The sequence below is a fragment of the Rhodococcus sp. EPR-157 genome (assembly GCF_001647195.1).
GTDB lineage: Bacteria > Actinomycetota > Actinomycetes > Mycobacteriales > Mycobacteriaceae > Rhodococcoides.
Window position 1 is genome coordinate 1 of the sequence record NZ_LVCV01000188.1, and the last position, 25551, is coordinate 25551.

The 25551-nt window shown below is 63.1% G+C and carries 23 protein-coding genes; 12 read left to right on the top strand and 11 right to left on the bottom strand.

Going from position 1 to position 25551, the window contains the following annotated elements; genetic code table 11:
* Window positions 1-86 precede the first annotated feature (86 nt).
* Window positions 87-1142, top strand: a complete 1056-nt coding sequence (locus A2J03_RS08435; protein WP_068372071.1) for a fused (3R)-hydroxyacyl-ACP dehydratase subunits HadA/HadB — start codon at window positions 87-89, stop codon at window positions 1140-1142.
* A gap of 281 nt (window positions 1143-1423) precedes the next feature.
* Window positions 1424-2176 (top strand): hypothetical protein, encoded by a 753-nt coding sequence (locus A2J03_RS08440; RefSeq protein WP_068372074.1) that lies wholly within the window; start codon window positions 1424-1426, stop codon window positions 2174-2176.
* A gap of 2 nt (window positions 2177-2178) precedes the next feature.
* Here A2J03_RS08440 and A2J03_RS08445 read toward each other — a convergent pair whose 3' ends face one another.
* From A2J03_RS08445 to A2J03_RS08490, 10 genes are all read right to left on the bottom strand, one after another.
* A complete protein-coding gene (locus tag A2J03_RS08445) occupies window positions 2179-3207 on the bottom strand; it encodes a hypothetical protein (RefSeq protein ID WP_068372077.1) in 1029 nt (342 codons plus the stop codon).
* Window positions 3204-4334, bottom strand: coding sequence for a glycosyltransferase (locus tag A2J03_RS08450; RefSeq protein WP_068372079.1), 1131 nt, complete (start codon window positions 4332-4334; stop codon window positions 3204-3206). The genes A2J03_RS08445 and A2J03_RS08450 overlap by 4 nt, the downstream gene beginning before the upstream one ends.
* On the bottom strand, window positions 4331-5476 hold the full coding sequence (locus A2J03_RS08455; protein WP_068372082.1) for a lipopolysaccharide biosynthesis protein: 1146 nt from the start codon (window positions 5474-5476) through the stop codon (window positions 4331-4333). Before A2J03_RS08455 ends, A2J03_RS08450 begins: the two co-directional genes overlap by 4 nt.
* Window positions 5473-6534, bottom strand: a complete 1062-nt coding sequence (locus A2J03_RS08460; RefSeq protein WP_231912433.1) for a glycosyltransferase — start codon at window positions 6532-6534, stop codon at window positions 5473-5475. Before A2J03_RS08460 ends, A2J03_RS08455 begins: the two co-directional genes overlap by 4 nt.
* Before the next feature lie 39 nt (window positions 6535-6573).
* Complete coding sequence (locus tag A2J03_RS08465; RefSeq protein WP_068372085.1) at window positions 6574-7185, bottom strand: acyltransferase; 612 nt, start codon at window positions 7183-7185, stop codon at window positions 6574-6576.
* Complete coding sequence (locus A2J03_RS08470) at window positions 7182-8147, bottom strand: GDP-mannose 4,6-dehydratase (protein ID WP_068372087.1); 966 nt, start codon at window positions 8145-8147, stop codon at window positions 7182-7184. The genes A2J03_RS08465 and A2J03_RS08470 overlap by 4 nt, the downstream gene beginning before the upstream one ends.
* A complete protein-coding gene (locus tag A2J03_RS08475) occupies window positions 8144-9139 on the bottom strand; it encodes a GDP-mannose 4,6-dehydratase (RefSeq protein ID WP_068372090.1) in 996 nt (331 codons plus the stop codon). The genes A2J03_RS08470 and A2J03_RS08475 overlap by 4 nt, the downstream gene beginning before the upstream one ends.
* Window positions 9136-10278, bottom strand: a complete 1143-nt coding sequence (locus tag A2J03_RS08480; RefSeq protein ID WP_068372122.1) for a glycosyltransferase — start codon at window positions 10276-10278, stop codon at window positions 9136-9138. The genes A2J03_RS08475 and A2J03_RS08480 overlap by 4 nt, the downstream gene beginning before the upstream one ends.
* 613 nt (window positions 10279-10891) lie before the next feature.
* Window positions 10892-12409: a cellulase family glycosylhydrolase gene (locus A2J03_RS08485; protein WP_068372093.1), complete on the bottom strand. Its 1518-nt coding sequence runs from the start codon at window positions 12407-12409 to the stop codon at window positions 10892-10894.
* A gap of 62 nt (window positions 12410-12471) precedes the next feature.
* Window positions 12472-13941, bottom strand: a complete 1470-nt coding sequence (locus A2J03_RS08490) for an O-antigen ligase domain-containing protein (RefSeq protein ID WP_231912434.1) — start codon at window positions 13939-13941, stop codon at window positions 12472-12474.
* A 111-nt stretch (window positions 13942-14052) separates the two neighbouring features.
* Between A2J03_RS08490 and A2J03_RS08495 the strand changes: the two genes are divergently transcribed.
* The 8 genes from A2J03_RS08495 (at window position 14053) to A2J03_RS08530 (ending at window position 22492) form a co-directional block, all read left to right on the top strand.
* Complete coding sequence (locus tag A2J03_RS08495; RefSeq protein ID WP_068372096.1) at window positions 14053-15441, top strand: polysaccharide biosynthesis tyrosine autokinase; 1389 nt, start codon at window positions 14053-14055, stop codon at window positions 15439-15441.
* 4 nt (window positions 15442-15445) lie between these two features.
* Window positions 15446-16690: a lipase family protein gene (locus A2J03_RS08500; protein ID WP_068372099.1), complete on the top strand. Its 1245-nt coding sequence runs from the start codon at window positions 15446-15448 to the stop codon at window positions 16688-16690.
* Entirely contained in the window at window positions 16687-17379 is a 693-nt protein-coding gene (locus A2J03_RS08505; RefSeq protein ID WP_068372102.1) for a YveK family protein, read from the top strand. Before A2J03_RS08500 ends, A2J03_RS08505 begins: the two co-directional genes overlap by 4 nt.
* Window positions 17376-18587 (top strand): lipase family protein, encoded by a 1212-nt coding sequence (locus tag A2J03_RS08510; protein WP_231912435.1) that lies wholly within the window; start codon window positions 17376-17378, stop codon window positions 18585-18587. Before A2J03_RS08505 ends, A2J03_RS08510 begins: the two co-directional genes overlap by 4 nt.
* 17 nt (window positions 18588-18604) lie before the next feature.
* A complete protein-coding gene (locus A2J03_RS08515) occupies window positions 18605-19879 on the top strand; it encodes an acyltransferase family protein (protein WP_068372105.1) in 1275 nt (424 codons plus the stop codon).
* 23 nt (window positions 19880-19902) lie between these two features.
* On the top strand, window positions 19903-21129 hold the full coding sequence (locus A2J03_RS08520) for an alpha/beta hydrolase (protein ID WP_231912436.1): 1227 nt from the start codon (window positions 19903-19905) through the stop codon (window positions 21127-21129).
* 12 nt (window positions 21130-21141) lie between these two features.
* Complete coding sequence (locus A2J03_RS08525) at window positions 21142-21978, top strand: sialate O-acetylesterase (protein WP_068372107.1); 837 nt, start codon at window positions 21142-21144, stop codon at window positions 21976-21978.
* A 94-nt stretch (window positions 21979-22072) separates the two neighbouring features.
* Window positions 22073-22492, top strand: coding sequence for a GNAT family N-acetyltransferase (locus A2J03_RS08530; protein ID WP_231912437.1), 420 nt, complete (start codon window positions 22073-22075; stop codon window positions 22490-22492).
* Here the strand turns inward: A2J03_RS08530 and A2J03_RS08535 are convergent.
* Window positions 22489-22944 carry a winged helix-turn-helix transcriptional regulator gene (locus A2J03_RS08535; protein ID WP_068372113.1) on the bottom strand — a complete coding sequence of 152 codons (456 nt, stop codon included), beginning with the start codon at window positions 22942-22944 and terminating at the stop codon, window positions 22489-22491. The two genes, A2J03_RS08530 and A2J03_RS08535, sit on opposite strands and share 4 nt — an antisense overlap.
* A 71-nt stretch (window positions 22945-23015) precedes the next feature.
* Here A2J03_RS08535 and A2J03_RS08540 point away from each other — a divergent pair, with 71 nt between their 5' ends.
* Both A2J03_RS08540 and A2J03_RS08545 read left to right on the top strand, forming a co-directional pair.
* Entirely contained in the window at window positions 23016-24446 is a 1431-nt protein-coding gene (locus A2J03_RS08540) for an MFS transporter (RefSeq protein WP_068372116.1), read from the top strand.
* Window positions 24443-25429 (top strand): NAD-dependent epimerase/dehydratase family protein, encoded by a 987-nt coding sequence (locus A2J03_RS08545; RefSeq protein ID WP_082897690.1) that lies wholly within the window; start codon window positions 24443-24445, stop codon window positions 25427-25429. Before A2J03_RS08540 ends, A2J03_RS08545 begins: the two co-directional genes overlap by 4 nt.
* Window positions 25430-25551 lie beyond the last annotated feature (122 nt).

Sequence of the window (25551 nt, forward strand, 5' to 3'; positions counted from 1 at the left end):
GGGTGGCAGGTTGGGGCTGCTATGACGTGACACAAGCTCGGTCCCACTCATGTACTGTCGGCGCCCGGCCCGGTAGGTTGCCACGAATGAGTGAGAATGTGACCGCCACCGAGACCTTCGACCCAGCAGAGCACGTGCGAGAGATGGTCGGGCGTCACTATCGGGCCGCGGACTACTACGAGGTCGGTAGAGAGAAGGTGCGTGAGTACGCGCGCGCCGTGCAGGACTTCAATCCAGTGCACTGGGAGGGCGACGCCGCGAAGGCCCTCGGCTACCCTAACGTCGTCGCGCCCCTGACGTTCATGTCGTTGGTGGGCACACTCGCGCAGAAGCGTCTGCTGCAGAAGATCGCCGTCGGATTCGACCTCAGCCAGATGCTGCAGACCGATCAGATCCTGCAGTACCACCAGCCCATCGTCGCCGGTGACCATCTGTACTGCGACGTCTCGCTCGACTCCTACAAGGAGGTCATGGGCAAGGACATGATGGTCACCAAGAATATCGTGTCCAACCAGCGCAACGAACTGGTCCAGACGACGTATACGACGCTGCTCATCGGCCGCGAGGGCGACGTCGACAAGGGCATCGTCGAAGCAGCCGAGAATCTGGTCATGCAGGGCGCAACGTCGCTGGCCGCCCGCGCGGATGCAGCGGCGCACGAGGACGACGAGCAGGTCGAGCATCCACCACTCGTCGTCGTGGACACCTCGTCCTCGCCCACGGTGACGTTCGACAGCGTGTCGGTCGGCGATACTCTGCCGAGCAAGACCTTCCGGCTCACCCGCGGGGATCTCGTCAACTACGCCGGTGTCGCCGGCGACGCGAACCCGATTCACTGGAGCGAGCAGTTCGCCAAGCTCATCGACCTGGACAACGTGTTGGCGCACGGGATGCTGACCATGGGTCTCGGTGGCGGCTACATCACCGAGTGGCTCGGCGATCCCGGTGCCGTGAAGGACTACACCGTCCGGTTCACCGCGCCGATCCCCGTCGACGGCCACCGCGCCGCCGAAATCAAGTTCGAAGGCAAGATCAAGTCGCTCGACCCAGAGTCGCGGACGGCCGTCGTCGCTCTCAACGCCACGTTCGAGGGCAAGCGGATCTTCGGTCACCGGGCGACCGCGACAGTCACGCTGGCGTAGGGCGCTCGGCCCCGAACGCTCGGCTCCGATCGCTCGCCCCCCATCGCTTGAATGGTCCATTCATACGATCAGATAGTCTCATCGGTCCATCCATGCGATGGTCCGGCCGGCGGCCCCACCGCTTGAATGGTTCACCCATACGGTCAGATAGCGTGGGTGGTCCATTCAAGCAGTGGTCCGGTGTACGCGACCGCGACGACCACGATCAGGATCACAAGCCGTCGGATCATCGGGAAAGCCTATCGGTTTGCGGACGATCGATTCGGGGCATTCCCCGCTGCATGAAGGTCGGGATAGCAGTCTGTGCCGTCGTTGCGGTGGCGGGTTCGTTCGTCGGGTCGGGCGCGTGGGTGGGAACGCCCATCGCCGATGCCGCAGGCGGTGCGCTCAGTGCGACGTCGACGCTCGTTGCCCCGTCCGGTCCTGCGTTCTCGATCTGGTCCCTCATCTACGCGGGTTTCCTCGCCTACGCGTTCTGGCAGTTCTTCGCCGGTCCCCGGCACACCGCCCTTCGCGGACCGATCGCCCTGTCGATGCTCTTGAACGCGGCATGGATTCTGTCGATCCAGGCGGATCTTCTGTGGTTCAGCGTCCTGATCATCGCGTCGCTACTGGCAGTCCTGGTTCGTGTTTTCGTGCTGACCCAGGCGACGCCTCCCGAGAACACCCTCGACGCGATCGTCACAGACGGGACGATGGGCCTGTACCTGGGTTGGGTGTGCGTCGCGACGATCGCCAACGTCACCGCGTGGCTCGTCGCCGTGGGTGTCACCGGTGGCGCGACGTTCTGGGCCGTCGCGATGGTGACGATTGCCGCGGGTGTCGGTGTCGGTCTCGCGACGTACTCTGGCGGCGCGCTCGCCCCGACGTTGGGTATCGGCTGGGGGCTGATGTGGATCGCACAGGGCCGCCTGGCAGGTGATCTCGACAGTGCCACAGTCGGGTGGACGGCCACTGCCGCCGCATTGGTTGTCGGTGTTCACACCGCGGTGATCCGAAGTCCGCAGCGCGACCGCGAACTGGTATCCGTCTAGCTTCACGAACCCTGTACGACGGCGAACGACGGCTTTCGGCTGAAGTCGGCGCGTAACAGTCCGTAGTTCTGTTCGGAGTCGGACGCGTCGGTGCCCGAGTCCCGCAACGAGTGCACGAAGACCGGTCCGACATACGGCAGTTTCGACGCCTGAGCCATGCTGCTTCCGATGATGGCGGCCTGCGTGTCCTCGGAAACCGCCATCGGTCCGTTGCCGGTCGGCGCACCGAGTTCGGTGATCCAGATCTTCTTGCCACCGTCGCCGTTGGCGGCCATGGTGCCGTATGCCTGATCGACCTGTGCCCATTGACCGTTCGGGTCGTTCTCGACGGTGAACGGGAATGTATACGGGTGCAACGCAATTGCATCCATCAACCCGGCTGCGCCTGCCGCGTACATCTGCTGCAGAAACGTGACGGGGGCGACCGTCCACCCGCCGGTGTCGATCGTCGTCGCCAGTCCCGCGCTCAGTACCGTCGCGCCCGGGTCCGCAGCGTGAATCGCAGGGTAAGCGGCTCGGAGCAATCCGACGTAACGGGCGGCGTCCACCGGCGCGAAGAACGTCGGTATGTTCGGCTCGTTCCACACCTCATAGGAATTCACGCGGTCACCGAGATGTGCTGCTGCGGCGCCGGCGAAGGTGCCGTAGGTGTTCGGGTCGATCGGGACAGCCCCGGGGAGCGCGCTCGGAATCGGGCCCTGCGCCCACGGGGGAGTGCCTGCCAGCACGGCGAGTACCGAGTAGCCCTGTGCGCGTGCAGCGTTGATGACGCGATCGGTATTCCCCCAGTCGAACACGCCCGGTGCAGCTTCCACGGACGCCCAGTTGACGACGACGCGAACCCACGCCGCTCCGAGTTCACGGCCGGCGCCGAGCTCGTTGCCTAGGGTGGCATCGTCGAGAAGTACGAACGGTGCACCGCTGGAGAAACCGAGTCCCGACGGCGGTGCCGCGTGCGCGGTCGGTGCTGTCAGCCCCAGTGTGAGGGCGGCGGTCGCGATCACGCCGAGCAGGCGTGCAGAGAACGTCATGGCCGAGATTCTAGGTCGCCCGGAAGCGATGCGCCGATCAGTGATGCGACAGAGGTGTGCGGGGCGCGTTCGTCCCACCGCTCGGCGTTGAGGTCGTACAACCGTTCACCCGCTTTGACAGCAGTGTTGCGGTCGAGGAGATACCGACGGCATTCCGCGACGAACTGTTCCGGGTCGTCGAATGTAGGTAGCTCGAAGATCGAGCCGAGAGATCCCACAGCAGCGGAGGTTCCGACTACCGGTAGGCCCTTGCTGGCAGCGTCGAGTATCTTGACGCGCACTCCGCCTCCGGTGGCGACCGGCGCGATGAGGGCACGACAGGTGCCGAGGAACTCCTGCAGGTCGTCGACGAATCCGAGATCCCGCACGCCCTCCGGGTAGACGGGATCCGTTGCACCGTCGGCTTTTGCGCCGATGATGCAGAGCTCGGCGCCCTCGATTCCAGCCGAGATTGCCGGCCAGTACTGCAGCGCGATCTTGAACGCTTCCTGGTTCGGTGGCCACCCGCGAGTGCCCATGAATACCAGACGTTTCTTGGTCTCGCTCAAGTCGAGCCGCGGAGCTGGTTCCAGAGTGAGGTCGATCCAGCGGGCGTCGCGTACCCCGTTGGCGCGGTACATCTCTGCTTCTTCGGCGTCATAGGTGCCGACGGCATCTGCTGCGCGCGCGACGCGGATCTCGTCACGCAGGATGCGCGGCGCCTCGATTCGTCCGGCGAATCCACGTGTCACCTTCCACACCTGAGATTCGGTGTTCACGGTGTTGATGACGAACGGCGAACCGTACTTCGCCGAGCGGATGAACGGCTCGGCCATGTAACTGTGCTCTGCCACATAGGCATCCGAGATCGACTCGTCGATGGCAGAGACGAAGGCATCGGCGTCGTAGCGACCGTGCACGATACTTCGGGTCGGTCGCAGCGACCGTGCGAGCAATCGAGCGTTCACCCCGGGCTTCGGGATACGGGTGACATCGGGGTCCGGGGAGGGATCTGCTTCCCGCGACAGGCACAGAGATCGCACCTCGAACGCCTCACGTGCGAGCTGCATCATCAAGCGCGACAGAGCTATGTCACCGCCGTGTTCGGTGATGGGGTCCTTGGACAGGAGGAATGTCGCTCGCCTCACGTGGGTACCTCTTCCTTGACGGGTTCGCGGTAGAGCGCGCGGGTGAACCAGACGAGCAACACCGCGTCGGTGACGACCGACGCAATGGCCGCACCGACGGCGCCGAGCGGGAACAGGCACAGGATCAGCACCATCTTGAGCGGCGCAAGCGTGGCGGCCGCCAACACCCGCGTCCGGTCACGGTGCTGCAGGTACAGAATGGTCGTGAACACGTAGTTCATCACCCTCATGACGACGAAGAAGGACATCACGACGAGTGCCCCCGCGATCTCGGACGGCGCCGACGTGAAGAACAGGCCAATGCCTGAGAGAAGCAGCAACGAGCCTGCGGCAGAGGCGAGTACGACGGTGTGCCCCAGCGCCGGTCCGGCCGACACGAGCCCACCTGCGTCACGCAACTTCTCGTGGAAGGTATGCCCGAACGACTGGCCGATGAACGCGACCGCCCACGCCGTCACCGACGCGACGGAGTAGTAGCCGGCGATCGTGCTGTCGGTGAGGTAGCCGAGGAGCAGGACGTCGCCCTGTATGTACACGGCGTTGGCGAGATTTTCCGAGAAGAGCAGTGACATCTCGCGCCACGAACCGGGGATTGCGGGCCGGGCGACCTTCGCCTGCACGAGGGCGGCGACCGCGATGACCAGGTACGGACTGACGTACAGCAGGCTCGCGACCAGCAGCGTCGGTTCCGCAACCAGGAACAGGTACGCCGACGCCAGGACGATGCTCGACGTCTGACGTGCGGTGTCCATGCGTTGTGTGACGTCGGGGTGGCCGTCACGCAGAGCCCGACTCTTGAACGCATTGAACGCCATCTCGCCGCCGGCGACGACGAGAGCGAACCATGCGATGTAGCTGACCTCGATCACGCACAGCCCGAGGACGATCAGCGCACCACCGAGCAGGGCACGCGTCGTGCGTTCGGCGAGGTAGTCCGGTTCGTCGATCCGAATGGAGCGGACCCCGAACGGATGATCCAGCGGCGCAGCGATGATCGCAGCGAGAGCGAATGCCATCGCGTACTGGCCGTAATCGGCGATGCCGAGTTGGGCGATCAGCGCGACGGTCCACAGCAGACCGATACCACGTCCACCGTATGTCCACAGAGCGGCGACGCCTGCTTTGACCAGGTTCGCGTTCATTTCCGCCACTCCGACAGAAAGTCCTCGACGACGAGTTCAGGTGTGTTGGCCTGGCGCACGGCCTCGACTTCGCGTCGAAGCGTGCTCAACGCCTTGGTGTCGGTGACCACCGCTGCTGTCGCGTCGGCAATGGCCTCGATGTCTCCGTCGACGACTACTGCGCCACCGTCGGATTCGGCGAGGGCACCGTACTTCATGGCGACGATCGGCGTTTGGTACGCGATTGCACGGGTCACGACGGACGACGCGGGGAAGGCGTCGCCGTAGATGGTCCGTCGCCCGTAGGGCACGACGAGTGCTCGGATGGACGCGAAGAACGCATCCTCGTCGGTACCGTTCACTTCGCCGACTATCTCGACGCCGTCGACCGGGGGAAGATCCTCGGTCCCGCGGCCGGCCACCCGAATCGCGATGTCGCGCGGGAGCCTGTCACGAAACTGCTGAATCTGATCGAATCCTTTGCCGCGGTACACGAGCCCGAACAGGCCGACGGCCAGCGGTCGTTCCTCGGCGGGCGTCAGGTCGGGACGAGCGGGTACGAACAAGGTGCTGGCCTTGGCACTTGCTTCCGGGTATGCGGCGGCAAGTGAGCTCGCTCCGGTCTTGGTGAGAGCGAACAACGTTCGCTCTCCTGCGACTGCACGCTCCAGGCGTCGCCACAGGAACCGCAGCGGGTAGTGAAGACCGTGGTTCAGGAGCTTCCGGCCTGCCAGGAACTTCGTCCGTGCCGGCCACCAGACGAGCCCGGGTGGGTCGTGGACCGTCGCCGTGACGTCGACGCCGCTCAGGTTCGAGGTAGCCCAGAACGGAACCACCGAGCCACCGCTGAGTTCGCAATGCACGATTGTACGTTCGGGGTCGTCGACGAGCGCTCGAATTGCTCTGCGGTGAGCCAGGATATCGCGGACCGAGTCACCGCCGGGACCGTCGTGGCGATACTCCAGCACCTCGCGAAAGTACGGTCGTACGGCGTCGGCGAAGTCGTCGGCGTAGTCGCCCACGCCACCCACACCGGATCGGGGGGCGACGTAGACGAGACGAACGTCGCTCAAGTTCACCACCTCGGATGGTTCCCTTCTTCTCGCGCGCACAGGGGGTCAGTAGAACAACGGACGGTACTTCGGTCGGTACGCAAGCGCGTTCGGGTCGCGCATGCTGCGGACCTTGGCGGGGGTGCCTGCGACAACCTCGAGCTCGTTCACCGTGCCGCGGACCATCGAGCACCCGCCGACGACGGCTCCGCGCCCGATGTTCGAACCACTGAGTACCGTGCACCGGCTCGCGATCCACACGTAGTCGCCGATGAACGTCGGCTCCAGGATCGGTTTGAAGGCGGGATCGTTGTGATCGTGGTAGCCGCCGATGATGTGGGTGTCGCTTGCGATGACGACGTTGTCGCCGATGGTGATTCCGCCCCGGGCGTCGAACATGCACCGGAAGCCGATGGAGCAGGCTTCACCGATGACGAGGTTCTCGATGTCGAGAATCGTCGTGCCGCGGAAGATCGAGGTGTCCTTGCCGATCTTCGCCCCGAACGCGCGAAGAAAGTTCTGGCGAACGATGTGCGACGGAATGTAGGTGACGAGCATGTTGAAACCCAGTGTGCCGATGCGATTTCGGATCTTCCTGGCCAACGAGATGTCCTGCATCTTGTAGTCCGAGGCGTGGTGAACCTCCGGCACCGCGGCCGGCTTCTCTGCTGCGGTCATGCTGCCATCTCCTCGCTCATGTCGAATTCGACCATCGCTCCGACGATCTGCTCGAAGTCCATTGTCGGCGCCCAGCCCAACACTGTCCGCGCCTTGGATGCGTCGCCGACCATTCTGGCCGAGTCAGCGGGTCTGAGCATGTCGGGATCTCCGCGCACGTAGTTCTGCCAGTCCCCGATGCCTACTGCCGACATAGCGGCCGCAACGAAGTCGGCCACACTGTGTGCTTGCCCCGTTGCTACGACGAAGTCTTCGCCCTTGCCGTACTCGGCCATCTTGACCAGTGCCGCGACGTAGTCCGGCGCCCAGCCCCAGTCCCGTTCGGCCGACATGCTGCCGAGTTCCAGTGTGCTCTGCGTTCCACGTGCGATCGCAGCGGCAGCCTTGGTGATCTTGCGGGTGACGAAGGTTTCGGGCCGGCGCGGCGATTCGTGGTTGTACAGAATGGCGTTGCTGGCCTCGAGGCCACGTGAACGATACACCTGAACCATTGTGTGGCTGAGGGCCTTCGACGCTCCGTACGGTGACGTCGGCGCGATCGGGGTCTCCTCGTTCTGAAGCGCCACCCCCGAGCCGGCGAAGATCTCTGCACTCGACGCGTTGATCACCATCACCCGCTTTCCCGACGCTTCCTGGTGCGTGTAGCAGGCATCGAGTAGTGAGGCGGCGGACACGCCGTTGACCTTGGTGGTCAGCACCGGATCGCTCCACGACTGCCCGACCGACGAGATGCCTGCGAGGTGGAAGACGTAGTCGGGATCGGTTGCACCCATGAGGGCGGTTGCCGCGCCGGGTTCGCCGAGATCGAAGCTGTGCATGGCGACGTTGTCGACGAGATCCGCCGAACCCGGTTTGGCTACGCCGTGTACCGCCCATCCCAGTTCGACGAGCGCTTCCGACAAATAGCTGCCGTCCTGTCCGGCGACCCCTGTGATGAGGGCCGTCGGCCGCCGACCGGTCACGCGATCTTGACGGCGTGGGGCGACTGCTCCGCCAAGTCGTTGTGCACCATCATCTTCACGAGTTCGTCGAAAGCGACCTTGGGCTTCCACCCCAGCTGTGCCTGGGCCTTTGCCGAGTCGCCGACGAGCAGGTCGACCTCGGCGGGCCTGAAGAATCGGGGGTCGATGCGGACGTACTGCCGCCAGTCCGTGATGTCGACCGCGGCAAACGCGTGGTCGAGCAGTTCGCGGATGGAGTGCGTCTCACCGGTGGAGATGACGTAGTCGTCGGCGACGTCCTGCTGAAGCATCAGGTACATGGCCTCGACGTAGTCGCCGGCGAAGCCCCAGTCGCGTTTGGCGTCGAGGTTGCCGAGTGCAATTTCGCTCTGCATACCGAGCGCTATGCGGGCGACCGACTGGGTGACCTTCCGAGTGACGAATTCGATGCCGCGACGAGGAGACTCGTGGTTGAACAGAATCCCCGAGCTGGCGTGCATGCCGTAGGACTCTCGGTAGTTGATGGTCATGTAGTGCCCGTAGACCTTGGCGACGCCGTACGGCGAACGCGGCCACAGCAGTGTGTCCTCACGCTGCGGGACTTCCTGAACTTTACCGAACATCTCCGAACTCGATGCCTGGTAGAAACGGACCTGCTTGCCCGCAACATCCTGGTACAGGCGCGTCGACTCGAGCATGTTGAGCACTCCGCCGCCGGTGACGTCGGTGGTGAGGCGAGCGTTCTCCCACGAGTAGGCGACGAAGGAGACCGCTCCGAGGTTGTAGACCTCGTCGGGATCTGCGACGGCGAAAGCCCGCATCAGGCTCGAGAGATCGAGGAGGTCGCCGGTGAGAACTTCCACCTGGGGTAGCACACGGTCCAGCATGGGGGCCTTCGGATTGTTCTGTCCGCGAAGCAAACCGAATACCTTGTATCCTTTGCTCAATAGCAGTTCGGCAAGGTAGAGGCCGTCCTGGCCCGTGATTCCGGTGATCAAAGCCCTCTTCGTCATCGCGACAGCTTCCTCTCGATTATGTGTTCGTGGATGTCGGTGACTGCCGAAATCAGTTCTGCTGCAAAGCGTTCTTCACTGAACTGCTCCACATGAGCCGAGATTTTCAGCGGCTCCCAAGTTGTGTGTTCCAGCCGTTCGACGGCCGCGCGTATGGAATCCGGTTCGGGCTCGTCGAAGAAGACTCCCGATACCCCTTCTTCGACGGTGTCGAGGAATCCGCCCCAACGCAGCACTGCGCTGGGTTTTCCGTGATATGCGGCTTCGATGGGGGTGAGCCCATAGTCTTCATAGCTCGCGGCTACCACGGCGTTACACCTGCTGTACAGCCAGGTCATTTGCCCGGAGGTGAGGTCGCTGAGCATGAGAATGTTGTCGGACTGCATCTTTCGTAAGCGCTCCGCTTCGGGTCCGCGCCCGACGACGACGAGCTTGCGTGCGGTACCGGCGAATGCCGCCATGACCTTGTCGACGTTCTTGTAGGGCAACAGACGTGAGATGCACAGATAGAAGCTGTCGCCGTCGAGCCAGGGTTCGGCGTCGGGGACAGCTTCTTCCGGTGCACTCTCGACGGTGAAGGGCGCAGGGAGGACGGTGGAAGAGAATCCGTAGGCGTCCGCGATTCGCTTCTGGACGACCGTGGATATGGCCAGGTACCGGTCGGCGGATTCTGCAGCTCGACGGTCCCACCTGCGCAGCGGAGAAGTAAGTATTTTCAACATGATTCGCTTGGCAAGGCTGCTCGATTCGCCGAGATACATCTCGGATTCGTACAACCATCGGGCAGGTGAATAGCAGTAGACGAGGGTCCGGCCGGACGTTCGGAAGCCGTGTGCCCAGCCACTCGTGCTCGTGAGGACCACGTCGGCGTCGATCGTGATCGACTGCGACGCAAACGGCAGCAGAGGCAAGGCCGCACGATGATTCTTCCGCAAGAATCCGACATGGTTGAGCCGTGACGGACGTACGTCGAGGTCGGCGAACTCCGGAAACGTGGTCGATGGTTCGAAAAGCGTTGTGTATATCGGGCTTTCAGGGAAGGCGCGGGCCATGGCCAACACGACCTTCTCGGCCCCGCCGCGCTGGGTCAGGTAGTCGTGCGCGATCGCGACCCGGATCGGCAGCTGCTCGACGCTCATCCGCGGACCTGGAAGCGCCGCAGGTGTCGAGTCGAACAGCATGGTGGAGCAATGTAGACAGTTTTCATCGTCAACCCGTCGTGTCGAACCGTGCACGAAGTGAACATCGCCCCCTGATGACGGACGTGATTCATCTCAGCGTTGCTGAGTAGATTCATACGATCGAACACCAGCATTGGTGTCGTGATCGTCGTGCGTGTCTTTCATCCCCCGACCGGGATAGGAACTGCAGGCACCGATAGAGGACCGGTGTCATTCGTTCGCTATATGAGTATCCGTTACTCACCGTAATTGGTAGAGGTAAGTGAGGTGGTTCACACTGCATTTCTCACCCGAGAGGCGTATAGAAACTCGTCATTCCTCCAGAATTAACATGGACGAAATAAGGCCTGCGGGTACTGCACTTTGCAGTTTGCGAATTCGCCCCAATAGAAAAATGAAACCGACCAGCATTCAATCCAATAGTGGACCACGTTTCGACAGGTCGAATTCTTGGATAGTCAAGAACGCATGGATGTGCCGCCCATGCCATCTGACCGTATGGATGGACCATTCAAGCGGTGTGGGGCCGAGCGGTGTGAGGCCGAGCGGTGTGGGGCCGAGCGGTGGGGTGCTACCGAGTCACCGTGGTCCCGGCACCCGGGGTCCACGTGATCGATCCGTACTGGAACTGAACCCGCACACCCCCGCCTGCGATGGGAACTTCGTCCGAGGTCGCTGGGCCGAGGGTGGGATCCCAGGCGGCGACGATTCCGCCACCGATGAGCCTGGTACCGCCGATGTCGGTGGAGAAGACGCGCAGGCCGTAGGGGCTGTTGAAGTCCTGGTAGGTACCGTTGAATCCCGTGGTGGGGAGGAACCCGGTGTAGCGGACGGCTTCTGCGACCGCGCGGGGCGAGGCGATGAACCCGTTGGGCATCTCGAAGACCACGGCGTTCTCACGAATCTGGGCCCAGGTCCCGCTGATCGTGAAGACCGGTGTCAACGCTGCTCCGAGAGTGGTGGGGACGGACTGGAACCGGGTGTATTCGGCGGATCTGGGGAAGCCTCCGCTGAGTTGGGACATCACACCCCACAGGGACGGTTTCCCGGTCCAGTCGGTGTTCATCAGCCCGAAGGTCATCTCAGGGTCACTGCTACCGGTCTGCTGGTCGCGGAGCTGATAGAGGTAGATCGGGCCTGTATAGGGCAGCTCTCGCCACTTGGTGATGAAGTGGGTGATCATGTCGTTCTGCACGGATTCCGATACGACCGCGGTCGGTACACCGTATTCAGTCGCCCAGATCTTCTTGGCGCCGTCACCGTTGGCGACCATCGCAGCGCGGATGTCCATGACCTGGCGCGCCGGTGAATGATCGAGGTAGACGCCCTCGGCGAACTTCACCGTGTACTGGTACGGGTGGTAGGAAAACGCATCGAAATACCCTGCCGCGCCAGCGGCATACATCTGGTTGGTGAACGTGACGGGGTTGGTCATGCCTGGGGCGTCCTCGACAGCTCCGAGTGATCCGCCGAGGACCGTCGCCTGCTTGTCAGCTGCCTTGATCGCGGGGTAGGCGGCCTTCAGGAGCTGGGTGTAGCCGGCGGCGTCGGGTGTCGGGCCGTAGAACATGGCGCCGTTCGGTTCGTTCCAGATCTCGTACGCGCGGATCTTGCCCTTGTATCGAGCGGCGACCTTGCCCGCGAACTGGCCGTACGCCGCAGGTGAGGCGGGCCGAGTGTTGAGGGGCTGACCCACGGGCGATGTCGCCCACGGAGGCGTGTACGCGATGATGCCGAGGATGGAGATGCCCTTCGCGTGGACGGCGTTCACGACGCGGTCGACCGCGCCCCATTGGAGTTGATTCTGCGTGTACTCGATGTTCGACCAGGGGATCGACAACCGGATAGAGCCGATTCCCGCCGCGGAGAGCATGTACAACGTCGTGTTCAGGTCGGCGTCGCTGGCCCACAGCAACCCTCCGTTGTCGGATACGCCGACCGAGTTCGCGATCGTCTGGGCCTGGGACACAGGTGGGCCCAGCGGGCTGTCGGGCGCTGCGACGAGTGACGGTCCGGACCAGAGAAGCCCAGAGCTGAGAAGAACAACGGATGCAGCCGAGAGGAGCGAGCGAATTCGTGTCCTGGTCATGAGGCGAAGTTCTCTCCGGGATGGGCTCGTCAGAAGGGGCTGATGTGAGCCGAATCTCGAAATCATTGCATCAAGATCGAACTTTTGTACAAACGGAACGAACCATCACAAACGGTACGAAACTGCAGGTCAGGCACTATTACAGTATTCAGGCGGAAAGCTGAAATTGGTGTAGCTTCGCCGTCTCGACGAAGGTTATCGGTGGCCTTTTCCCACGCGTGGACGAGAAAAACGATCAGTACGGAAAAGGCCATCGTGGACGCCGGAATGGTGACTACCGGGAAATCCAATTGCAAGGCGACGATCGAGAATCCGATGAATCCGCCACCGATGAACCCGTACTCCCAGTGCTGTGAGCGGAGGCAGCGGTACCCGAGGACAGCGCCGACGACGATGATTGCCAGGAAGGCCAATCCGGTGAAGATTCCCCCTCGGTACACCGACAGCAAGGGGGAGTTGGCGACGTAGTTGACGTCGAACGCGGTACTGGGATCCTTGAACTCCTCTCGCCCCCATCCGAGTCCGAACAGCCAGTGCCCAGCCATGTGACCTGGGAAATCGACGAGTGCGTCACCGCGGGCCGAGGATCCGGCGTCACCGCTACCGAACGAGGAGAACACCCGATTTCTGATGGTGGGGACGGCAAGGGCACCGAGAAAGGCGAGACCGAATCCGCCGATGATCGCCGCGCGTTCCCTCGTTCTGAGGTTCTGGAACAGCAGCATCAGTACGACGCCGAAGACCACGGAGAACAGTGCCGCACGGGAGAGGGTCAGCACGATGGATCCGAACAGCAGCAGTGCGAGGGCGACTCGCAACCTGCCACGGATGAGCAACACGCACAGCATGAGTGCGACGAACAGGCCGATACCAGCAGCGTTGGGGTCGATGTACGTCCCGGCCAGGCGCACCGTGGCGACGCCGTCGGTGTAGACGAAGCGGGTGCTCTCCTCTTCTGTTCCGTAACCGAACGGAGAGAGATAGCCGATCAGCCTGCCGGTGGGATCCGCCACGAAGATGACGACTGCAAAAGCGGCGGCCGCCGACGCCGCATAGACGTAGATCCGTCCGAACAGCTCCAATTCCTCGCGCGGAAGTCTCAGGAGTGCCACTACGACGAGCGTCGATACCAGCCACTTGCCGAATTCTGCATAGTCGACGAGTGCGCTGCCCGTCGCGAATACGGACAACGCCGAGGTGACGACGAGGGCAATGACGGCACCTTCGCCGACTGTGATGCGACTCACCGCTGTGCGATGAAGCACCGAAGCCATGATGACGGCGCCCCCCAAAGTGAACACCAGGGGCGCGTGCACTCCTGGAACGTAGCCGAACGGCAATGCGCCCAAGGAGAATGCAAGAGCACGAGTCAAATACTGTGGATGACGAAGTCCGATGTAGGCTCCGACCGTCAATACGACGAGTGCGGCAGCGACCAGTTTTGCGGGTGTTCCGCCGAGAATCATCAGGAATGTAACGAAAGTCGGAACGACGACGATAGCGGCCACGTCGACTCGTTTCGAGATGCTCATAGGCATTGATGTTGTCACGCTTTCACATCACTGCAACTTCTAAGTAATGCTGGATTGGTGCCGGGACCCTATTGTTTCTGGCGGGGCGGGTAATTTTCGATTGGAGCAATCGTGGAGATTCGAGAGTACGGACGGATTCTCCGTGCCGGTTGGTGGATCGTCGCGATCGTGACTGTTCTCGGCGTCGTGGCGGGCCTGGTGTATTCGTTGATCTCGACGCCGCAGTATCAGGCGTGCGCACGGTTGTTCGTCACCACCGAGGGTGGCAGCTCCGTGGGTGAGGCGTACCAGAACAATCTCTTCTCGCAGGAGCGGGTCACGTCCTACGCAGGATTGGCGACGAGCACCCAGGTCGCTCAGCGTGCTGTCACTCAGCTTCAGTTACCGCTGTCCGCGAACGAGTTGCGCGACAAAGTAACTGCGGCACCCATCGAGAAGACGGTTCTCCTCGATCTGTGCAGCACCGATGCCGACCCCGAGGTCGCGCGAGCGCTGACCAACGCGGTCGCCGGTCAGCTCACTCAGCTGGTGCAGGAGCTCGAGACGTCACAGCGTGGAGGTAGCCCGGCCGCTGGCGCCACTATCGTCGATCAAGCGGATGTGCCGAGTAGTCCGCTCGGAGCCGGGCTGGTGTCCCTGCTCGGACTCGGCGCAGTGATCGGATGTCTACTCGGCCTCGTTCTCGCCCTTGCACGCGGACTGCTCGATCGCTCGGTTCGGGATCGTCCACGCGCGGAGGAGATTTCCGGCAAGGCAGTGCTCGGGGGACTTCCCGTCGACGGTGACCGTCCGAAGACTCCGGTGGCGTCGATGGCCACGATGGGCGAGCCGCTCCGCACTCTTCGCACCAACATTCGCTTTCTCGGCGGTGGATCTCCACCTCGGGTCATCACGATCACGAGCCCGGTGGACGGGGAAGGCCGGACGTCCACGGCGATCGACCTCGCTTCCGTGGTGGCCGAAGCCGGCCACAAGGTTCTACTCATCGACGGTGACATCCGAACCTCGACGCTGGCCGATCGGCTCGGCATCGATCAGACGCGCGGCTTCAGCACGGTGCTGTCGGGTGAACATCGGGTCGAGGACGCAATTCAAACCGACGTCGTCGACGGTGTGAATGTGCTGCCTGCCGGTCCGATCCCCCCGAACCCGAGCGAGCTGCTCGGTTCCGACCGTGCGCATGTGCTGCTCGAGTCCCTACGCGGGCAGTATCGCTATATCATCGTCGACACTCCTCCACTGCTCGAGGTCTCCGATGGCGCCATCCTCACTGCGCTGTCCGACGGCAGCCTCGTGTTGGCCCGGATCGGCCGGACCACCCGCGAACAACTGAGAAAGGCCATCACCACCCTCGACGGGGTCGGCGGCAAGGTCCTCGGTGTCGTCACCACGTTCGAGCCACCTCGACGCGCGCGACGAGATACGTCGGTGCCGGCAGCGACGCCGAAGACCGAGGTCGAGGGCCGCGAGTCCTCGGCGTCGTCCGTCAGCCGAGGCTAGCAGCATGGTTCACGCACGGGTAGTGCGAGCAGGCGTACTGCTCTCGGCCATGGCGCTGCTCGTTTCCTGCTCGCAGGATCAGGTGCTGGTGCTCTCGCCTGATACTCCGACGACTCCTATCACTGCGACCGTTCCTGCACCGCAACCGGATCCGCCGCCCATCGTGGGTGGGGCAGTCCCCGGGGCGCTCATCTCGTACACGCCGATGGACGACATCGCGGTCGACATAACCGAACTTGGTGCACGGGCGACGCGCGTGGTCTATCGGTCCACGTCGGGAACTGACGGTAACCCGACCGAAGTCTCGGGCACCGTCGTGATCCCCGGCGGCACAGCGCCGGACGGCGGGTGGCCGATCGTCTCGTTCGGGCACGGAACAACAGGTGTGTTGAGAAACTGCGGCCCCTCGGAGTACGTCAACCTGCTCGGGAGTGCGCCGATCGTGGCTGCCCTCGTTCTCAACGGATATGCCGTCACGATGACCGACTATCAGGGCCTCGGGCTCGACGGGAGCTATCACCCGTATCTGGACTCGAAAACGTTCGGATACAACATGATCGATGCAGTCCGCGCGGCAAGGAACCTGGTCCCGAGTCTCAGTAGTCGATGGGCGGCGTACGGAGTGTCGCTCGGCGGCATGGCAGCCTGGGCCGCCAGTGATCGGAACGCCGAGTACGGCGGTGGTCTCGAACTGGTGGGAACTGCTGCGATCGTTCCGGTTTCGGACATGGCCGGTCTCGCGGATTCCGCGGCGGCAGGCACACTCACGCGCGCACAGTACCCACTGCTGATGTATGCGCTGAACGGTCTGGCCATCACGCACCCCGAGATGAATCTGGACGACTACCGTTCGGGTTTGGCTCGCGAGCGGTGGGACGACTTCATGCAATGCGTGCCCCCCGGCTCCGATGCGGTCCCCGGACTCGTTGCGGGCCTTGAGGCGTCGGATCTCCGCCCGGTCAGCCAGGAGGCAACGGACCGGTTGCGTGGGTGGCTGACGGACATGGCTCTGCCGCAGCAGACGTCGAACTCGCCCCTACTGGTCATGTACGGGTCCGAGGACGATCTGATCCTGCAAGCGTGGACGGAGAAAGCGCTGGCACGTGCATGTGAGTCCGGCACCGTCGTGGAATACGAGTTGCACAGCGGCGAAGGTCATGGAGACCTCGACAGCAGCAGGTCGCTGCCGTGGGTGAAAGCCCGTTTCGCGGGGCAGCGCGTCGTGGACACGTGCGAGCAGAGCGAATGAGCTCCCCGCCGGTGTCGACCGGGGCGCCCAGTCTCGCTGACTACGGTCGGATGCTCGTCCGTGGGTGGGCACTGATCCTCGCCGCTACCGTGTTGTCCGTCGGCGCGGCTTGGCTGGCAGAATCTCTTGTGGCACCGACCTACACCGCTGCGTCGAAAGTTCTTCTCACGGCGCCAGGGCCGTCGTCTCCTCGAGCAGCGATGGATGGCAACCGCAGCTCGCTGGTCCGGGTGGAAAGCTATGTCGGGCTCGCGGCGAGTGAGCAGGTTCTGCGCCGGGTCATCGTCGACCTCGACCTCGATGTCACTCCCGCGGAGCTCGCGTCCAACCTGCTCGTGATCCCGACGCCTGGCTCCGCGCTCATCGATATCAACGCAACCTCCGATGATGCTGGGACCGCGCGAGATGTGGCCAATTCTGTTGCGCTGAACCTGATCGAGCTTGTCGAGGAGATCGACCTCGGTGCTGACGGACCGGTCTCGGAAGTGGTGCTGATCGATGCCGCGTCGTTTCCGTCTGCCTCCGGGACGCTGTCGTCGAATCTGCTTCTCGGCGGTGTGATGGGCTTCGTCGTGAGCGCGGTGCTTGTGGTCGGATCAGGAGTTCGTCGCGACACCATTTCGTCGAGATCACAGATCGAGAACATAGCGCGAGAGCGCATCGGCTTCACAGGGGGAGTGGCTAGGTGAGAAGACTCGGTGGTATCGCCGTGATGTCGATCGCGCTGCTCGTAGCCGGATGCGGCAGTGAGGGCGTGAGTGTGGATCCAAGCTCCGTTGCATTCGGCGGGACGATCGAGGCGGATTACGCCGACGACGGTCCGGGCAGCCTGAAGAGTGCGGAGGAGCTACTCACCATCGATCGGCGGATCAGCGCGATTTCATCGGTGGCAGCCCGGGTGGTCTACGCGTCGACATCGGGTGTCGATGGTTCCCCCACCGAGGTGTCGGGAACGGTATTCGCGCCGCAAGGCGTTGCCCCCGACGGGGGTTGGCCGGTGATCGCGTACGGGCACGGCACCACCGGAGTACTGCCGGACTGTGGCCCATCGACCGATCCGGGGTTGCTCGGTAGTTCTCCGATCGTGACGGCGCTCGTCCGCTCGGGCTACGTCGTCACGGTCTCCGACTATCAGGGTCTCGGCATGGAGGGCACGTACCATCCCTATCTGGATGCGCGGACCGCAGGAAACAATCTCATCGATTCGGTACGCGCCGCTCAGAAGCTGATTCCCGACACGTCCGACCGGTGGGCGTCGTTCGGCGGCTCTCAGGGCGGCCAGGCAGCCTGGGCTGCAAACGAACTCGCGAACTCGTATGGAGCCGGCCTGGAAATGCTCGGCTCGGTCAGCCTGGTACCCGCGGCAGACATCACCGGACTTGCGCGGGCGGCTGCGGAGGGAACGTTGACCGCCGATCAGAAGCCACTGTTGCAATGGGTGCTCGTGGGGTTGTCTCGGTCCTACCCCGACATGGATCTCGACGACTACCGCCGCGGCATCGTGAAAGAACGGTGGGACGAATTGTCGGCCTGTGGAGGCGTTTTGGCGGCCGACCGCACGGCAGTCGCCGCGCAGATCGGCGACGACGACCTGAAGCCCTCGACGCCGGAAGCCGAGCGTGTGCTCGAAGGCTATCTACGGGAGATGAGTCTGCCGCAGGCGAACGCAGCTGCACCGATGCTGGTGTTGTACGGCGGCAAGGACACGCTCGTGTCGCAGGAATGGACGGACGGTGCCATAGCGGCCGGCTGTGCGCGCGGCGATTCCATTCAGCCGATCCTCCAGCCGGAGGCCGGCCACGCAGACATCGATGGAGCTGCTGCGTTCGCATGGTTGAGTGACCGGTTCGCTGGGGAGCCGGCCCTCGACTATTGCCCCGTGCTCGACGAACCCTGAGAAACAAAGGCGCAGCCATGACAGCAACTCCTGATAGCACTGCTGCTGCACATCCGAACACGACCGCTGCTGCAGAGCCGCAACCGGCTAGAAGGCCGGCGCGGATTCTGGGCCTCGACGGACCACGCGGCGTCGCGTGCCTGTGCGTACTCGCGGTCCACGTCGGCGGACACAACAGCCCTGCGACGGTGTCGACCTACAAGCTCGGGCTGCTCGGTCAAGGGCTCATCTTCTTCTTCGCCCTGTCCGGCTTCCTCATCTTTCTTCCGATGGTCCGACGGTTGTTCGCCGGTAAGCCGATGCCGGACAACAGAAGCTACGCCGTTCACCGGATCCTGCGAGTGTTCCCGGCGTACATCGTGATCTTCCTGTTCGCGAACTTCGTGATGCGGGCAGTGTTTCTGGAGAACGCAGCGGCATCGGAGGAGCACTTCACCGATGCGGGACTAGGGATGATCACCGATCCCGTGACACTGCTGGGCAATCTCACGCTTGTGCATTCGTACATCCCGTCGATGCTGCAGACCGGAATCAACCCGTCGTGGTCGCTGACGCTGGAACTCATGTTCTACATCGCGCTACCTCTGTTCGCGAGCATCGCTTTCGCTCTCCAACGCCGGACGAACCTCAGCGCGCCGGTTCTTGCGCTGATTCCTGTGGTCGCGTTGTTCGCCATCGGCGTGGTCGGAAAGCTGTACACGGCCAGCCGCGTCGGCCCGTCGGGCGTCACCGATCCGATGCTGTTGGATTGGGGCCCCAACGAGGTTGCGGTGCTGAGCCGTAGCTTCTTCTCGCTCGCCGACAACTTCACGTTCGGAATGCTTGCAGCAGTCATCTTCGTCGCCGTGGATAGCGGGCTTCTGAAGGGCTGGGTCAGTACGCGGATGCGGTGGTGGACCGGGCTGGCCATGCTTCCGGTTGCGGCGGTCTCGCTGAAGTTGATCGACGACAACTCTCGGTGGCAGTCCACGTTCGTTTCTCTTGGATCTGCGCTGCTCATCCTGTTCATCATCGCTCCGCTTGCGCGCGGGCAGAATTCGAAGGTCGCGCAGTGGGCCGACTGGGCGCCACTGGCCTATGTCGGCACGATCTCGTTGAGCGTCTACCTGTGGCACTTCCCGGTGCTGATCATGGTGGGTCGTTTCGGTTGGATGCAGGGTGACAGCCCGGTGGGCATGCTGTGTAACTTCCTCGTCGTGGGTGCCGTGAGTGTCGTCTTCGGAACCGTCACGTACCGGCTCGTCGAAAAGCCTGCCCTGATGGTGGCGCGCAAGTACAAGTCCGGCAAATAGTGCTGCGGCTCGGTCGGTTCGTCGTGCGAGCAGGTGCGGCTCGGCGTTGGGCGTCGATCGTGTTGGTGTTCGCGGTGGCGACCGGCTGTGCCTCGGCGGTACCGGCGTTGGTTTCGGTACCTGCTCTGGTGGAGGGCGTTGCTCGGCCAGTGCCTGCCGAATCGCTGACCGTCGCTGATCGGGGTGTGGGCCCGGGGTCGGTGATCAGCGCCGAGACCATGCCGAATCTTCCCTGGACGGTGACGCGAACGGGCCTGAATGCAGTCCGCGTCGTATACCGGTCGACGCGGAGTGGTGACGGGGCCGAGACCGAGGTGTCGGGCAGTGTGTTCACCCCTGCGGGCGAAGCCCCCGAGGGTGGTTGGCCGGTGATTTCGTTCGGTCACGGCACGACCGGAATCGAATCAGCCTGTGCGCCTTCTGTTCGCCGAGATCTGATGGGATTGTCGGCCCTCGCCGCCGGCTACACGCAGGCAGGGTATGCCGTGGCGATCACCGACTACCAAGGCCTCGGGCATACTGAGGTGCATCCGTATCTGGACAACCAGACAGCAGGCTACAACATGATCGACGCCGTCCGCGCTCTGCAGCACGTACTCCCCGGGGTGTCGTCTCGTTGGGCAGCATTCGGCGGATCTCAAGGCGGGGGCGCCGCATGGGCGGCGAACGAGCTCGCCGCGTCGTATGCTCCGGAGCTCGATCTCGTGGGATCGGCTAGCTTGACTCCGAGTGCGAACATGGTCGGTCTGGTGGACAAAGCTCAGGACGGCGCCTTGACAGCGGACCAAGCACCGCTGATGCAATGGCTGCTCGAGTCCCTTGCACGCGTGCACCCGGATTTAGATCTCGACGACTACCGCCGCGGTTCGGTAGCTCAGGACTGGGATGCGTTGACGGGCTGCACCCAGGACAAGGCGGCCGCGCGCACCGAGGCGGCAGCGAGGATCGGCACCTACGATTTCGCGCCTGCGAGCGAGGATTCCGCGGATCGATTGCGAAATCTACTGTCGCGCATGTCAGTTCCACAGTCGCAGGCGTCGGCACCGATGCTGGTGGTGTACGGAGACGCCGATACGTACATCGACGTCCAGTGGACCGATGCCGCGCTCGTGGAGGCGTGCGCCCGCGGCGGTGTCGTCACGATCGATCGACAACAGGGCAAAGGTCATGGCGACGTCGATGGTGACGCAGTCAACCAGTGGATAGGTGAGCGGTTCGCAGGCGATCCCGTCGCGAACGACTGCAGCTGAAGGGGTGGGACTGTGGGACTGCGCAAGAACGTGGAAGTGCGAGCGAAAGATGTCATCAAGCGGCGGTTGGGAACCGGCGTTCCGGTAGTCCCGTTCGAGGATCCCTATCTGGTCGTCGCGGTGCTCGGGCAGTCCAATGCTCACGGGGCCGGTGTCGGTATCGATCGTGAGGGTCTCGATGCGCCTCATCCGCGGGTGCATCAGTGGGCGGCGTCGGGCCGATCGAAGGACACCATAGTCGCGGGCTGCGATCCGCTGTTTCACGAGGTTCCCTCGAAGGCAGTGGGTTTCGCACCAGCGTTCGCGCGGAAGCTCGCCGATTCTAGCGGGAGACCGGTGTTGTTGGTCCCGTACGCGCGCGGGGATTCGGCATTCGCTCGGGTCGGAGGCGTCTCCTGGGATCCGGCCGACCGCGGAGCACGGCTCAATCTGTTCTGGAATGGCATGGAGCGCATCAGTTCTGCGCTCGCTACGCAGCAGGGAAGCGAGCTCGTAGCAGTCCTGTGGCATCAAGGGGAAAGTGACGTCCCCTTGACCTCGGGTCCTGTGTACGCGGAGAAGTTGGACAATGTAATCGATACTGTGCGTGAAGAGTTCGGCGATGTTCCATTCGTCATCGGCCAGATGGTGCCCGACGAGATCGAGTCGGGTCATCCCGACTACCCGGTGATCGATGCAGTGCACCGCGATACACCGCGCCGTCGCACCGGGGTCGTGTTCGTCGAAGGGCCGAAGGGAATGTACAACAGCGAAACGGAGAAGATACACTACAACGCAGCTGGTCAGCGGGAGTTGGGCGCGCGGATGTGGAGAGCCTATGCGGCTGCGTCACCCGTGCGTGGGGAGTAGCAGAGGGCGGTATTCGGGCGTGAATGGGAGGCTAGTGGATCTGCGGCAGGTCGAGCCGGACAGCGCGGTGGCGTCGGACATCGTCTTGGCTTACATGTTCGATATCGTCTCGCGGTGGCACGGGAGACCCGCAGCGCCGTTCGAGGTCGAATGTGCACTCGTAGAGGAACCAATCGACGATCTTCGTCCTCCTCACGGTTGCCTCGTGGTCGCGTTCGAGGAGGACGCTCCTGTCGGTGTCGGTGGTCTTCGATTCGTCGATAACGGAATAGCTGAGATGACAAAGGTTTTCACCGTGCCTGGACGCCGAGGCGGCGGCATCGGCGCAGCGGTGTTGCATCATCTGGAGACGGTTGCGCGCGAGCACGGGTGCTCGACGGTTCGGCTGGACACGCGATCGGACCTGACCGAGGCGTGCCGATTGTATGAGCGAAGTGGATTTGTGCGGGTCGAACCGTTCAACGATTGTCGCTATTCGGATCGCTGGTACGAGCGGGAGCTTTGTACTCGCTAGCTGACGTCGGAAGTACTCGCGTCGAACAATTCTCGCGCCTGTGCGATCGCTCCCCGGTGCTGCTCGGTCCACGTGACGAGCGATTGAATAGTGCTCAGAAGCGTCGTGCCGAGTGGTGAAAGTTTGTACTCGACGCGGGGAGGGATCTCCGGGTACATGCGTCGCTGGACCACACCGTCGCGTTCCAGATTGCGCAGGGTGACAGTCAGCATCCGTGTGCTGATCCCGTCTATCTCGCGGCGGAGTTCGCCGAAGCGCAGCGTGCGCTCGTCCAGCAGAGCGATGACGAGAAGTGACCACTTGTCGGCGATGCGGTCCAGAATCTGGCGGACCTCGCAGTCCTCACGGCTGTCCCATTGATACGCGTCACGGCCGCCATGGCAGCAATCGGCTGTGACCTGGTCGGTTCCTTGGAGGTAATCGACTGACTTCGAAGTGCCTTCTTGCGCCATTTGTCCATGATGGCCCACGCTCAGGTCGGTTACAAGAAGTAACCGAGAACTCTTTCTTCAGGGGGTGGGTTGTGACCGAACCGAAAGTCGAACTCGAGCGAACCGGACGCGCATGGGCTGTGTTGGCGGTGGTGACGGGTGCCCTGTTCCTCGAAGGTATCGACATCGCGATGCTGAACGTGGCTGTTCCCAGCATTGCTGCAGATATCGGACTGTCCACCGGATCTGCGCACTGGGTGATCAGCGCCTACGTGCTGGCATACGCAGGCTTCATGATCCTGGGTGGGCGCGTCGCCGACGTACTAGGGCGTCGACGGGTATTCCTGGCTGCATTGACGGTGTTCATCGGGTTCTCCGTGCTGGGTGGGCTCGCGCAGGAATCGTCGGTGCTGATTGCGGCTCGGTTCATCACCGGGGCCACCGCAGGCTTCATGACGCCTGCGGGGTTCAGTCTGCTGACGACATCGTTTTCCGAAGGGGCACTTCGCAACAAGGCTCTGGCAATCTATGGCGCGGTCGGTGCATCTGGGTTTCTGCTCGGAGTGGTGGCCGGTGGCGTGCTCACGTCGTGGGGTTGGCGGACCGTGTTCTTCGCGCCTGCCGTTCTGGGATCGATTTTCCTGATCGCAGGAGCGGTCTTCATACCTCGGGAGGAGATCGATCGCATTCGCGGCAGATTCGACGTCGGAGGTGCCGCTCTTCTCACCGCAGCAATGGTGTCGCTCGTGTACGGCATCGTTTCGCTAGGTGAATCTGTCTCCAATGCAGCAGGTTTGGGTTCGATCGTCCTTGCGATCGCACTGCTCGGTGCCTTTCTTCTCGTCGAGCGCCGGGTAGCCGACCCGCTGATTCCCTCCGGCGTCGTGACTTCGGGATTGCTGCCGTGGGTGACCTCGGTCGGGTTGCTGTTCATCGGCGCGTTCTTCGCATGGCAGTTCGTATTGACCTTGTATCTGCAGGAGTTGCTGGGCTGGAGTCCGTTGCACACGGGCCTCGCATTCGCAGCCATGGGGATCGAGGTGGTGATTGCGCCCGTCCTGACGCCGCGCTTGGTCGAACGGTTCGGCAATATCGCGGTGATGATCACAGGTCTCGTTGCCGTCGCCGTCGGATTTCTGTTGTCACTGCGCTTGGATGCAACGTCGGGGTTTGCAGACCTTCTGCCCTCGCTCTTGCTACTCGGTGTGGCCTTCGCGTTCATCTACGGTCCGTTGACGTCCGCGTCCGTCGAAGGCGTGGAGGAGTCGATGCACGGCGTTGCGGGCGGGATCGTCTATACCGGCTTCCAATTCGGTGCGGCATTGGGCATTTCACTGGCCACCATGGTGCTTGTGGCCGGTGGCCACAGCACTCCAGGAATCGACGACTACCGTCGGGCGCTGATCGTTCCAGCAGTGGCAGCTGGGTCGGCACTCTTGGTTGGGGTGTTCACCATGCTGCGCCACCGGGCGAGGAAATCGGTAGCAGGCGCGGGGGAGTGCACACTAGCGTGTCCCGTGTGACGCCTCGACTGCGCATTCTCGTGACGGGAAGTTCCGGCCATCTAGGCGAGGCGCTGGTTCGCGTACTCGGGTCGCGCGGCCACCATGTTGTCGGGTTGGACATCGTGGCGTCGCCGTCCACCACGCACGTCGCGTCGATTGCCGACCGCGCGGCGGTTCGTGATGCGGTGGACGGCGTCGACGCTGTTCTGCACACCGCGACGTTGCACAAACCGCACGTCGGCAGTCACTCGAAGCAGGATTTCATCGACGTCAACGTATCCGGGACGCTGGCGGTGCTGGAGGAATCGGTCAGGGCAGGTGTCGGACGGTTCGTGTTCACGAGCTCTACGACGACGTTCGGCCGGGCGATGACGCCTCCCGCCGGTGCGCCCGCGTCGTGGATCACCGAGGACGTCGTCCCTGTTCCGCGAAATATATACGGGGCGACCAAGACGGCAGCGGAGGACCTGTGTCGGCTGTTCGCGCAGGATCACGGGCTCCCGGTTGTCGTGCTGCGGACCTCGCGGTTCTTCCCGGAATCGGACGACAGACCGGATGTTCGACAGGCCTACCCGGACACGAATCTGAAGACGAACGAGTTGCTCTATAGGAGGGTCGATATCGCCGACGCCGTCGATGCTCACGAACGTGCACTGGCGTCTGCCCAGCGAATCGGATTCGGCCGGTACATCATCAGTGCCACAACGCCGTTCCAGGAATCGGATCGCGCCGAACTGAGGGTCGACGCACCCGCTGTGGTGCGGCGACTCTTCCCTCGGTACGCACAGATCTACGACGATCTGGGGTGGCAGATGTTCCCGAGTCTGGACCGGATCTATCTCAACACCGCTGCCCGTCGGGATCTAGGGTGGCAGCCCGTTCATGACTTCGCCTCGGCCCTCACGCGGCTCGAACGAGGGGAGTCGCCGTTCAGCCCGCTCACGTCGCTCATCGGGGCAAAGGGGTATCACGACACGCCGACGGGTCCGTACACCCGATGACGCAGACCCCTGTAGTTGGTGATCACGACCAGCTGTAGCTGAAGGGGCCGCGATGGCCGAACCACACCGTCCTTTGCCGGTCCCGATCGCCAGGTTGTCTGGATGTCAAGCAACCAGAGCGT